This is a genomic window from Luteibacter sp. (genome assembly GCF_051958795.1).
In the GTDB taxonomy this organism is placed as follows: domain Bacteria; phylum Pseudomonadota; class Gammaproteobacteria; order Xanthomonadales; family Rhodanobacteraceae; genus Luteibacter.
This window is the reverse complement of the sequence record NZ_JBQCFT010000076.1, coordinates 1-11654: the sequence shown is the minus strand read 5'-3', so window position 1 is coordinate 11654 and position 11654 is coordinate 1. Positions and strand designations below refer to the sequence as shown.

Genomic DNA, 11654 nt, shown 5'->3' with positions numbered 1-11654 from the left:
TGGTCGACCACGGCGCGATCGACATGATCGTCGACCGCCGCGAGATGCGCGAGAAAGTCGGCGCCATGTTGGGCATCATGGAAAAAATGCCACGCGTCGACGCCGCCTGATCCACGAAACCCCGCTCCGGCGGGGTTTTTTTTGGCATCGTCACTGAGCGTGATCTCACGTTGCGTGGCTCGCGCCGTCGTTGCAGAGCAGACGGAAGTTACGACGGTTCGCGGATGGAGCCGCGCCCATGTCATTGTTTCCGCGTATGTTCGTGCAGGGCGAGATGCTCGTGGCCACACTGTGCCCAGTCGCGGATTGGACAGGCGTGCGGCGGCACTTCACATTCCGTCTCCCGCAACCGACGTCCTCTAAGGGGAGGCGCACCATGGGCAAGACGCGACCCTTCAAGCCATCGATCAATCCTCGTGCGCCCGCCCTGAGCGGCGATCTGTCATACGCGATTCTTCTCCAGCTCAAGGACGCCCTTCCGCGCATCGAAATGGAGCTCGGCAGGTTCAGGGATTCCATCCCGCGTATCGAGACGGAGCTGGGCAGGGTGAAGGACTCCATTCCGCGTATCGAGACGGAACTGGGCCAGGTCAAGAATTCCATCCCGGGTATCGAAACGGAGCTGAAGCACATCCGTAACCTGGCGGAAGCGACCAGGGACGACGTCGATGGCCTCAAGACCTGGAAAACCCTGGTTATCGGCGGCGCCGCCGTGCTCGGGATCCTGTTCGGCCTCTACAGGGCTACGGCCGCGTCCGTCCACTTGAGCTTCGGTGGCTCACCGTCAGCGGCTGAGGTCAGCGCGACGCTGCCACCGCGGTAATCGGCATCTGCGAGACGCTGGTCGTCACCATGGCACCCATCGTGATGATGCAGGCCAGGACGACAACGGCGAACAAGGTTTTTAGCAGGACGAATTCGGCTTTCATGGCTGCTCTCCGTGGTTTCACGTGGGTGGGCGCTGGCGCCCTTCGCCAAACCTGTTGCATTGCCCGTGCCAACGACGAAAGTGCTTAAAAAACGGCACCGCGAAGCCATTTCGTGCAGTCTCATATGCGCATGCACAGTGTCCGCGGACGATCAGGTGTCCGCATATGGACGTCCGTCCGGACGGGCAAAAAAAGCCCCGGACGAGGCCGGGGCTCCAAGAGAACCGTAAACCGCCTTGGGGCGGGCTGATCAGAAGATCACGCGCTCCAGCCACAGTGACAACGTTCCGAGGCCACCACCGATCGCGGTGGCCGCCAGGACGTCGCTCGGATAGTGCAGGCCGAGGATCACGCGCGAAGCGCCGATCAGCGCGGCGAAGCCAATGAGGAATGGCGCCAGGACCGTGTAGTGCGCGACTGCGACGACAGTGAATGCCACGGCCTGCAGCGTGTGTCCCGAGGGGAAGCTGAATTCATCGAGCGGCGGTACGTGTGCGATCACGCCCGGGCAGGAGCGGAAGGGGCGAGGGCGCTTCGTCCAGCGCTTCAGCACGCGGTACATCAGCAGTGCCGTCAGGCCGGTCAGCGCCATCTGCGCCGCTACGGCCAGGCCATGCAGTCCGCCGACCAGTGCGATCACGCTCATCAGCGCATACCAGAAGACGCCGTCCCCCAGGCGGCTGACGAGACCGAAGAAGACGCCGATGGCGCGGCGTGCGCCCCAGCGGTTGGCGGCGACGCACATGCGTCGGTCGAGGTTCGCTCTACGCGGCGACGGCGGTGCTGCGTTCATGGAGGTTCTCCTCGGCGAGCGACTGCATGATGGATTCGAACTCGGCAACGACCGACTCGGGTGAAAGGCCTGCCACTGAGGCACGTGCGGCGCGTCCCATCGCCGCACGTACGGTGGCATCCGCGCCGAGCGTGGCGGCGCGTTCGATGAGGCCGCCTTCATTGCCAGGCGCGACGCGGATACCGTTCTGGCCGTTGCGGATGTACTCGCGCGCCGCCGCTTCGGCGTAGGCCACCACCGGCACGCCGGAGGCCATGGCCTCCAGGACGACGTTGCCGAAGGTTTCAGTGAGGCTGGGGAACACGAACAGGTCGGCGCTGGCGTAGTACGCGGCCAGCTCGTCGCCGCGGCGCGTGCCGGCGAAGATGACATCCGGGTGCGCGGCTTCCAGCGAAGCGCGCTCCGGGCCGTCGCCCACAATGACGCAGCGCGCGTCAGGGGCGCGGCGGGCGAGGGCGCGGTAAGCGTCGATCACGACGTGCAGGTTCTTTTCCGAAGCCACGCGGCCGACGCACAGCACCACCGGCGTCTCAGGGCTTACGCCCCAGGAAGCACGGAGTTCCTCGCTGCGGCGATCGGGATGGAAACGCTGCGTATCCACCGCGCGGCGCAGCACGCGCACGTCATGCACGCCCAGGTCGTTCAGCTCGCCAGCGAGCTGGCCGGTCGGTACCAGCGTGGCCTGCGCGCGGCGGTGGAAGCGGGCCAGGTAGCGCCGGACCATCGGGGTCAGTACGCCGAAGCCGTAGTGGCCGACGTAGAAGTCGAAGCGGGTGTGGAAGCCGGTCGCAACCGGGATGCCAAGGCGGCGGGCGGCGCTAACCGCGCTCCACCCCAGCGGGCCTTCCGTGGCCACGTAGATGGCGTCCGGCCGTTCGGTGCGCCAGCGGCGCTCGATGCGAAAACGGGAGGGCAGGCCGAAGCGCAGGCCTGCGTAGCGGGGAACCGAGGCACCTTCCACCTCGAGGACGTCCATCCCCGCGTCCGCCAGGGGTGGAGTCCCGGCGTGGGCCGGACGGATGAGGTCGACGGTGTGGCCGCGGCGGACAAGGCCGCGGGCGAGGGCCTGGACCGTGAGCGCAACCCCGTTCACGTCCGGTGCGTAGGTCTCGGTGACGATGCCGACTCGCATGGCGGTGCCCCATCTGGCCTTGGCTTGAGCCATGCTCGCGCGGTGGCGTGTCGCGTGGGTTATCGCGGCATGACTGCCGCATGACAGCAGCCCGCAAAAACGGCGATCCGGGCGGCGGGTAGGGGGCGCCGGCGTATCCGGACACAGCAGGTTGTGCCCGATCCGGATAAAATCCCGGTTCTGCCCGCCATACGCATGACTACACGATGACCGTCCGCACCCGTTTCGCCCCAAGTCCCACCGGCTACCTGCACATCGGCGGCGCGCGCACCGCGCTGTATTGCTGGCTGGAAGCGCGCCGTCGCGGCGGTGAGTTCATCCTGCGTATCGAGGATACGGATCGCGAGCGCTCCACCCAGGAGGCCGTGCAGGCCATCCTCGATGGCATGAACTGGCTGGGCCTTTCCCACGACGAGGGCCCGTACTACCAGACCCTGCGCATGGACCGTTACCGCGAAGTGGCGGAGCAGCTGCTGCGTGAGGGCAAGGCTTATTACGCCTACGAGACCAAGGATGAGATCGAGGCCATGCGTAACGCCGCGATGGCCGCGGGCGAGAAGCCGCGCTACAACGGTTATTACCGCGACCGCAACGAGCCGTTCCGCGAGGATCCGAACCGGGTCATCCGCTTCAAGAACCCGACCACCGGTTCCGTCGTGTTCGACGACAAGGTGAAGGGCCGGATCGAGTGGGCGAATACCGAGCTCGACGACCTGGTGATCTTCCGTTCGGATGGTTACCCCACCTATAACTTCGCCGTCGTGGTCGACGACATCGACATGGGGATCACCGGAGTGATCCGCGGCGATGACCACGTGAACAACACCCCGCGCCAGATCAATATCTACAAGGCGCTGGGCGCCCCGGTGCCGGAGTTCGCCCACCTGCCGATGATCCTGGGCCCGGATGGCCAGAAGCTCTCCAAGCGCCATGGTGCGGTCAGCGTCATGCAGTACCGCGAGGATGGCTTCCTGCCACACGCGCTGCTGAACTACCTGGTCCGCCTGGGCTGGTCGCATGGCGACCAGGAAATCTTCTCCGTGGGCGAGATGATCGAACTGTTCGACGCCGCCGACGTGAACAAGGCCGCGTCGCGCTTCGACGTCACCAAGCTCTCGTGGCTGAACCAGCATTACCTGAAGACCGACGATCCCGCGGCACTCGGCCCCGAGCTGGCCTACCACCTCGAGCGGATCGGCATCGATCCGGCGAACGGCCCGAACCCGGCCGACGTCGTCGTGGCCCTGCGCGATCGCGTGCAGACGTTCGTGGAAATGGCCGAGCGCGCGAAGATCTGGTACGGCCCGCTCACCGAGTGGGACGACAAGGCGATCGAAAAGCACCTGCGCACCGAGACGGCGCCGACCGTGCTGGCCCGCGCGAAGGAAGAGCTCGCGGCGCTGCCCGAATGGACCCCGGAAGCCGTGCACGGCGCCGTCGAGAAGACCGCCGCAGCGCTGGAACTGGGCATGGGCAAGGTCGCCGCGCCGCTGCGCGTGGCGATGACCGGCACCCAGGTCTCGCCCTCCATCGAGCACACCATCTACCTGTGCGGCCGTGAGGGCGCGCTGGCCCGCATCGACGACGCCATCGCCAAAACCGCCGCCTGACCGTAGGAGCCCACCCTGTGGGCGACGCCTTTCGCGATGGGGCAACAGGCCCTGTTCCGTTCCCGCGAAAGAAGTCGCCCACAGGGTGGGCTCCTACGATCGATTAGGCTTCGTCCATGGAAGACCTCCTCGCCAAAGCCCTGAACGGCGTCGACCCCGAAGCCCCCGGGGCGTTCTTCACGATCTGCATGAACCTGATACGGCTGGTCCCCTGGGGCCAGCTGATCCTCTGGCAGGTGGTGTTCATCGTGGTCGGGGCGCTGCTGGGCTGGTGGCGCGGCCGCTTCACCGCCACCGTGGTCGCATCGCTGGTGCTGGGGCCCGTCGGGTGGGCTGTGCCGTTCCTGCCAAGGCATCCGCCGTCGGCAGCTCCAAAGCCAGCATCGCCGCCACCTCGGCCCGCGTCACAGCCAGCACCGCTACCGCCGCCACTGACTTCGACGACGGCAGGCCGGCAGACCGTCGTTCCGCCGCCACTCCCGGGCTCGAAAAAGGGCTGAAAGGCCCTCATGTTAGGATGACGCCCATGAGTTCACACGCCAGCCACAATCACGCCCACGAGCACCACGACGACGCCCGCAGCTTCGTCGCGGCGGTTGAGGTCGCCTCGACGGAGCGTGGCCTGCGCCTGACCCCGCTGCGCCGCGAGGTGCTTGAGCTGGTCGCGGCGGCGGGCAAGCCGGTCAAGGCCTACGACCTGCTCGACCGCCTGCGCGAAAAGCACGGCAATGCCGCGCCGCCCACGGTGTACCGCGCGCTCGATTTCCTCCTTGAGAACGGCTTCATCCACAAGCTGGAATCGATCAACGCCTACGTCTCCTGCCACCACCCGGCGGAGTCGCACCAGGTGCCGTTCCTCATCTGCGACAAGTGCCAGTGCGCGCAGGAAGTCTGCGACGAGCGCGTCGCGGAACTGATCGAGGCCCAGGCGAAGGCGTTCGGCTTCCGTCCGCAGGCGCAGACCCTCGAAGTCCACGGCATCTGCAAGAACTGCCGTTAGGAGCCCACCCTGTGGGCGACGCCGTTCGCGCTGACGCGGCAGGGCCTGCCGCGATACCGCGAAAGTTGTCGCTCACAGGGTGAGCTCCTACTTAGCCCGAAAAAACGGGGCGCCGCATCACTGCGGCGCCCCGGGCTGTTTCCGGCTCCTGCCGGGGAGGGAGGAGTGGGACGTCAGGAGCCGGGAACTCAGAAGTAGGCGCGAACGCCTACGGACACGTTGCGGCCTGGCATCGGTGCCACGTCCTTGAACAGCGACGTGGCCGGGCGGGCCGTCTGGTTGGTGAGGTTGTTGCCGTCGACGAAGGCTTCCCACTGGCTGCGCTCGTCGTTGATGAACGTCCAACCGAAGTGCGCGTTCACCAGCGTGTAGCCGGCAGTATCGGTCTCGAACGCGGCGACCTTGTCCTGCTTCATGTAACGCACCGCGCCCACGTTCGCGCGCAGGCCATCGGCGTTCCAGCTGAGCGTCGAGCCAATGCGGCCCGCGGGGATGCGCGGCACGTTGCCGCCGCCGTCGCTGAGCGTGGCGCGGACGGTGTCGCCGAACACACGCAGGTCCCAATGGCCGGAAGGGCTGTCGGAGAGGTGGAAGGTCGCTTCCGCCTCGGCACCGCGGAACGTCGCGTCGTTCTGCGACCACACGCGCACCGGCAGGTCATCCTCGATCTCACCCGTATCGGCGAGATAGATGAAGTTCTTGTACTTGTTGTAGTACACGGCGACCTTGCCCTCGACGACATCGCCATGGAAATGCAGGCCCAGTTCGGCCTGGTTGGATTTCTCCTTGCCGAGGTCGCTGCCGATTTCAAATGTATTTGAGGCCTCGTGCGGGCCGTTCGCGAACAGCTCCTCCTCGGACGGCGCGCGCTCGGCGTGGTCGAGGTTCAACGACAGGTGCCACTGCTCGTCGAAGCGGTAGGCGAAGCCGGCGGAGAAGCTGTTCGGCGAGTAGTTGCGTTTCGCGCCATCGATCGGTTCGACGCTCTGCTTGTCATGGCGCGCGCCCAGCTCGACCTTCACCGGCCCGAAGTCGCGCGTCTCGGTAAGGAAGACGCCAACACCCTTGGTCGTCGTCGCCGGCACGAAGGTTTCCTCGCCCACCGCGGCGAACTTGCGGTGCTGGGTCTGCACGCCGAACGAGCCGACCCAGCCGCCCAGTTCGTCGTGGGTCACGACGAGGCGGCCCTGGTTGCTGTCGGTGGAGAATGTAGTGCCCGGCTCATCGCCTTCGTATTCCACGTGCTGGTACGCGCCGTGGCCCAGGCTGAATTCGATCGTGCTGATGCCATCGATCGGCTGGACGAAGCCGCCTTTCAGCGTGTAGTTCGTCTGCGCCATCTTGATGTGCACGGGATCCTCGCCCTCGGCCGGGTCACCCGGTTCCGCGGGGCTGCCGTACAGATCCAGGAAGCGCGACACGGACAGGCCCAGGTAGCCCCAGGAACCGAGGACCGAGGCGCCGACCGAACCCGAGGTCGTCTTCACCGCGCTGTTGGCCAGCGTGCCGCCGGGGATGTCGTAATCCTTGTTGTCGCGGTGCATGCCGTCGACATGGATGGCGAACTGGTCGTTGCCCGCGTCGAAGCGCGCGAGGCCGGTCTTGCCGTCGGAGACGGAGTCCGTGCGCACCTCGGCGCGGCCGGCGAAGCCATTGTCCGGCGCCTTCTCGGGCACGCGGCCATCGACCACGTTGACCACGCCACCGATCGCGCCGGAGCCGTAGAGCAGGGTGGCCGGGCCCTTAAGGACTTCGATCTGGTCGGCGAGGAACGGCTCCAGGGTCACCGCGTGGTCCTGGCTCACGTTGGACACGTCCTGGGCCGACAGGCCGTTTTCGAGCACCGCCACGCGCGGGCCATCGAGGCCGCGGATCACCGGGCGGCCCACGGCGGTGCCGAGCGCCGAGGTCTGCACGCCAGGGATCGACGACACCGTCTCGCCGAGGGAGACGCCCTTGGCGTCGTCCAGGGCCGTACCGGCCAGGACGGCCACGGGCGCCACGATCTGGTCGGCGTTGCGGCCACCGGGCACGGCGTTGACGACGATGCCTTCCAGCTTGTCCACGTGCTTGCGCGACTTGCCCTGGGGGTCCTTCGTGCCCACATCCGGGGTCGTGGCGTCCTGCGTCGCGTCTTCCGCCATGGCGGGGAGGGCGCTGCCGAACGTCGCGGCGAGGGTCAGGGCGAATAGGGTTCTGCGCATCGGGTGGAGCTCCATCGTTGGACTTTGCAATGTTATAAAGTATCATCACTTGCCTCGACCCGTGCAAAAAGTCACGCTATGCACTCCATGACCGAACCCACGCTCGCCCCTGAAACCCGCCGCCGCTGGTGGCACGCCGCGGATCGGCTGGGCGCGACGGCGTCTTTCCTCTGCGCGATCCACTGCGCGCTGCTCCCGTTCGTCATCGCGGTATTGCCGCTGCTGGGCCTGTCGTTCCTGGCCAACCACCGCTTCGAAGAGATCTTCGTCTCGTTCGCCTGCGTGCTGGCCGCGGCCGCGCTGGTCTCCGGTTATCGCCGGCACCATCGTCGCCTGCCGTTCGTCTTCGCGGTGCCGGGCCTGCTCCTGCTCATCCTCGGCGTGACCTTCCTGCACAGCGGTTCCCTGCTGGTCCATAGCGTGCTGGTCACCACGGGCGGCCTGCTGGTCGCCACGGCGCATTTCATCAACCTGAGGGTCGATCGCAGCGGCCACGCGGGCCATATCCATGGGCCGACCTGCGCCCACCCGTGATTGTGTAACCGCCACCGCAGCGCCTAGCCTTCGCCCCATGTCACACGACCACTCCCACGCGCCCGGGCATGCCCACGGGCACGACCATGCGCACGACCACTCGCATTTCGAGGGCAGCAGCGAGAAGAAGCTGCTGTTCGCGTTCGTGCTCACGTTCATCATGCTGCTCGTGGAAGCGGCGGGCGGCCTCGTGTCGGGCTCGCTGGCGCTGCTGGCCGATGCCGGGCACATGCTGGTCGACGCTCTGGCCCTGCTTCTCGCCTTCCTTGGCGCGCGCTTCGCGGCCCGTCCGGCGGATGCGCGGCGCACCTATGGCTATGGGCGCATCGAGGTCCTGGCCGGCTTCGTCAATGCGCTGACCCAGTTCGTGCTGGTCGCCTTCATCATCTTCGAAGCGGTGCAGCGCCTGTTCAACCCGGAGCCGATCCTCTCGGGGGTCATGTTCATCGTGGCCGTCGTGGGCCTGGTGGCGAACGTGGTGGTGTTGCGCACCCTGCATGGCCATGACCCGGATGACGTGAACATCGCGGGGGCCAGCCTGCACGTGCTGGGCGACCTGCTGGGCTCGGTGGCCGCAGTGCTCGCCGCGCTGGCGGTGCGCTGGATGGACTGGCTATGGGCGGATCCGGCGCTTTCCATCCTGGTCTCGCTGCTGATCCTGCGCAGCGCGTGGTCGCTGCTGCGTCGATCGAGCCACATCCTGCTCGAAGGCACCCCGGAAGGGGTTCACCTGGACGAGGTCACCCGGGTGCTGCACGAGTGCGATGAGTCCATCGTGGACATCCACCACGTGCACGTCTGGCAGATGACCGCTGGGTCGCGGATGGCCACCCTCCACGCCGAACTGGCCCCGGGGGCCGACCAGGCGCGCGTTCTCACGGCCATCAAGACCACGTTGAGCGAACGTTGGCAGGTGGGCCACGCGACGGTCCAGTTCGACCCGGGCGAGTGCCCGGACGAGCTGGAGGGTTGCGGGCAGGACGGCCGCCACAGCCACTGACAGGGGCGCCCTGCATGGGGACCCTTGCCATTTACGCGGCCGCTGATACGATGGCCGGCCGTTCCTCTCCATTACTAGAATTAAGGAGTTTCCCATGGGCAAGGGCGACCGCCGCACCCGTCGCGGCAAGATCTACCGTTCCAGCTATGGCAATGCCCGTCCGCACGTCGATATCGTGACTGGCGCTGCCGTGGCCAAGCCGGCCGCCACCAAGGCGGCGGCCAAGAAGGCCGCTCCGCGCAAGAAGGCCTGATCCCTTCTACGCGTGACACAAAAAACCCCGCCTCGGCGGGGTTTTTTGTGGCCTAGAGTTCGTTGAGGGTTTCGAATTCCACCCCGTTCTCGATATGCGCGGCGATCAGGTTGCAGCTGACGAGGCCGGGGAAGATGTTGCGCGGGGTCGCCGCGTGGTTCTCGGGGTTAAAGAGCGGCGGCGTGTGTGACCACACCCGGTAGCCCAGGGCCTTCACGGCATCGACCTCGCCCTCAGCCGAGGCAGGGCCACCCAAGCGCGCGTAAATCAGGGGGCGATGCTCGTGGAGGGTGCGGGTCCCGCCCTCGAGCAGGCCTGGCAACGCGCCAGGCAGGTTCACCTTCAGCAGGTGCAGGGCGGGCAGGTGAAAGCTGTCCAGGGTCGTGCCGCGTACGGTCTCGCCGGCAAGGGTTTCCATGCCTTCGCTGGCGCCGAGCCAGGCATGGTGCGTGTGCACGTTGGCCAGCTGGTTCAGTGCCACGTTGGCGCAGAGCTGCTGGAAAGGCAGCCGGCAGGGCTCGATCACATGCACGACGCCGGCATCGCCCACGGCGCGTGCGAGCCAGAGCGTGTGCGCGCCGTGCTCGCCACCGACCTCTACGACATGCTGGCCATCGGTCATCGCGCCGCTAAGCAGGTCGGTTTCGTACTCCGCCCACTCCCCGTACAACTGGAGAGAGCGAGCCACGGCGGCATCACTCGTGGACGGGGCGGTGATGCCATAGCGGGTGGAAAGCAGGGGTGACGTCGAGGCGCGGGTCATGGGGTTCCACGGTGGATGAGGGAACGGGCGTCGGTGAGCTCACGGCGCAGCACGGCGGCGACATCGCCGCCAACGCGGTGGCCGGGCAAGCCGTCGTAGGTGGCCTGGATCGCGAGGCGCACCTCGAGTGAAGCGATGTGCCAGGCGGGGTGCTGGCCTGCGCTGAAGGCATGGCCGAGCGCGGCAGAACACGCCTCCGCCGCCGCATCGGGTGGCAGGAGGGCGGCGCGTTGATGCATGCCGTTGGCGATGAGCAGCGATGTCGCCGGGTCGGGCGCGCGGGCGTCGACAGATTCAAGCAAGCCGAGGGCGTTGTCGAGATGCAGCAGCCGTGCATCGCCTTTTTCGAGGTTCGCACGGCACAGGAGGATCTCGGCGCGGCGGCGCATCGCGGGCACGGGCTCGATGTCGGCCAGGCGCGAGCAGGTCGCCTCGGCGTGATCGAGCCGCGTGCGCGCGGCCATACCAACCAGCCAGCCTGACCACGCCAGGTGGATGTCGATCCATGCGTCGAGCACGGGCGCGTCCCGGTCGTGCTCGTCGCTGCCGAGCTCGCGCAGGGCGAGCAGGCGCGATGCGCCCGTGAGGCGGCGGAGACGGGCGAGTTCCGTCCGCAGGAGGTGTGCGCGCCACCATGGACGCAGCGCCGGAGCGCACGCTTCCAGCTCGGCGCGGCAACGCGCGAGCGCCTCGTCGAGACAGGCCTGGGCGGCGGCCCGTTCGAGCAGTGCAGCCTTCCCTCTCAACAGGGCCGGCAGCAACCATCGTGCAAGCAGGCCGTCTGCGCCGGGTGCGTCGCGCATTTCGCGCACTACCTGTTCCCAGGCGAGGAAGTCATCAGCGTGGGTACCGACGTGGCGTACGGACGGATAGGTCTGGTCGCCGCTCAGGTAGAGCGGAGTCGGGCGCCCGTCGGGGTGCAGCCGTGCCACGAGCGATGCGGGCAATCCGGGTGCGTCACGTAAGGTATCGGTGGACGGGTCCGCCGCCGCTGCGGGGCGAAGGGACAACAGGTCCACCGGTTCGAGCGTGAGTTGCAGTGTTGGCGCTTCGAACGCAGTGCGCTTGTAAGTCCAGTCGGGTGTCGCGGGTGGGCGGGCGATGGTGGTGTCCTCTGGGGAAGTGGGCAAGGGGGCGGAAGCGAAGTGCGTGGCGATAGAGACCTCGCTCACGGATGGCGGCGCCTGCTTGTGTACGCGCCGACGGCGCCATGCGATCCCCAGGCCGGTGACCAGGGCGAGTGCAGCGACAGCCGCCGCCCATGGCGTAAGCAAGAATGCCCCTCTGGTGGGGCCGTCCCGTGCACCTTCAGCGGGTGCCAGGGTGAGTCGCCTCGCGGTTGCTTGCGCGGGTGGGCTCGCTGGCGCCACGGGAGCCTCCATCGCATCGAGCATGCGCGATACATCGCGCATCTGCCGCGCACGCTCGGCCGCTTC

General features: G+C 67.2%; 13 protein-coding genes. 7 read left to right on the top strand and 6 right to left on the bottom strand.

The annotated features are described in order from the left end of the window. Positions 1-376: 376 nt before the first annotated feature. Entirely contained in the window at positions 377-823 is a 447-nt protein-coding gene (locus tag ACTHLF_RS04190) for a hypothetical protein (RefSeq protein WP_440325132.1), read from the top strand. On the opposite strand, the gene ACTHLF_RS04185 is transcribed toward ACTHLF_RS04190, so the two are convergent. The 3 genes from ACTHLF_RS04185 to ACTHLF_RS04175 form a co-directional block, all read right to left on the bottom strand. Continuing rightward, positions 798-929 carry a hypothetical protein gene (locus tag ACTHLF_RS04185; RefSeq protein WP_440325130.1) on the bottom strand — a complete coding sequence of 44 codons (132 nt, stop codon included), beginning with the start codon at positions 927-929 and terminating at the stop codon, positions 798-800. The two genes, ACTHLF_RS04190 and ACTHLF_RS04185, sit on opposite strands and share 26 nt — an antisense overlap. A gap of 250 nt (positions 930-1179) precedes the next feature. Then, a complete protein-coding gene (locus ACTHLF_RS04180; protein WP_440325128.1) occupies positions 1180-1722 on the bottom strand; it encodes a phosphatase PAP2 family protein in 543 nt (180 codons plus the stop codon). Continuing rightward, complete coding sequence (locus tag ACTHLF_RS04175) at positions 1694-2854, bottom strand: glycosyltransferase family 4 protein (protein ID WP_440325127.1); 1161 nt, start codon at positions 2852-2854, stop codon at positions 1694-1696. The genes ACTHLF_RS04180 and ACTHLF_RS04175 overlap by 29 nt, the downstream gene beginning before the upstream one ends. Positions 2855-3060: 206 nt before the next feature. On the opposite strand from ACTHLF_RS04175, the gene gltX reads away from it, so the two are divergent. From gltX to ACTHLF_RS04160, 3 genes are all read left to right on the top strand, one after another. After that, a complete protein-coding gene (gltX, locus tag ACTHLF_RS04170) occupies positions 3061-4464 on the top strand; it encodes a glutamate--tRNA ligase (RefSeq protein WP_440325125.1) in 1404 nt (467 codons plus the stop codon). Between the two features lie 116 nt (positions 4465-4580). Then, positions 4581-4964, top strand: coding sequence for a hypothetical protein (locus tag ACTHLF_RS04165; protein WP_440325123.1), 384 nt, complete (start codon positions 4581-4583; stop codon positions 4962-4964). A gap of 26 nt (positions 4965-4990) precedes the next feature. Continuing rightward, complete coding sequence (locus tag ACTHLF_RS04160) at positions 4991-5464, top strand: transcriptional repressor (RefSeq protein ID WP_440325121.1); 474 nt, start codon at positions 4991-4993, stop codon at positions 5462-5464. A 188-nt stretch (positions 5465-5652) separates the two neighbouring features. Here ACTHLF_RS04160 and ACTHLF_RS04155 read toward each other — a convergent pair whose 3' ends face one another. Next, positions 5653-7668 carry a TonB-dependent receptor gene (locus ACTHLF_RS04155; RefSeq protein WP_440325119.1) on the bottom strand — a complete coding sequence of 672 codons (2016 nt, stop codon included), beginning with the start codon at positions 7666-7668 and terminating at the stop codon, positions 5653-5655. Positions 7669-7755: 87 nt separating this feature from the next. On the opposite strand from ACTHLF_RS04155, the gene ACTHLF_RS04150 reads away from it, so the two are divergent. From ACTHLF_RS04150 to ACTHLF_RS04140, 3 genes are all read left to right on the top strand, one after another. After that, positions 7756-8202: a MerC domain-containing protein gene (locus ACTHLF_RS04150; protein WP_440325117.1), complete on the top strand. Its 447-nt coding sequence runs from the start codon at positions 7756-7758 to the stop codon at positions 8200-8202. 37 nt (positions 8203-8239) lie between these two features. After that, the gene (locus ACTHLF_RS04145; protein WP_440325116.1) at positions 8240-9202 is read left to right on the top strand and encodes a cation diffusion facilitator family transporter; all 963 of its coding nucleotides are present in this window, start codon (positions 8240-8242) and stop codon (positions 9200-9202) included. A gap of 94 nt (positions 9203-9296) precedes the next feature. Then, positions 9297-9455 carry a 30S ribosomal protein THX gene (locus ACTHLF_RS04140; RefSeq protein ID WP_144910717.1) on the top strand — a complete coding sequence of 53 codons (159 nt, stop codon included), beginning with the start codon at positions 9297-9299 and terminating at the stop codon, positions 9453-9455. 52 nt (positions 9456-9507) lie between these two features. On the opposite strand, the gene ACTHLF_RS04135 is transcribed toward ACTHLF_RS04140, so the two are convergent. Both ACTHLF_RS04135 and ACTHLF_RS04130 read right to left on the bottom strand, forming a co-directional pair. Then, positions 9508-10218 (bottom strand): FkbM family methyltransferase, encoded by a 711-nt coding sequence (locus tag ACTHLF_RS04135; RefSeq protein ID WP_440325114.1) that lies wholly within the window; start codon positions 10216-10218, stop codon positions 9508-9510. Continuing rightward, on the bottom strand, positions 10215-11654 hold a 1440-nt coding region (locus tag ACTHLF_RS04130), incomplete at its 5' end, for a hypothetical protein (RefSeq protein WP_440325112.1). The genes ACTHLF_RS04130 and ACTHLF_RS04135, both read right to left, overlap by 4 nt.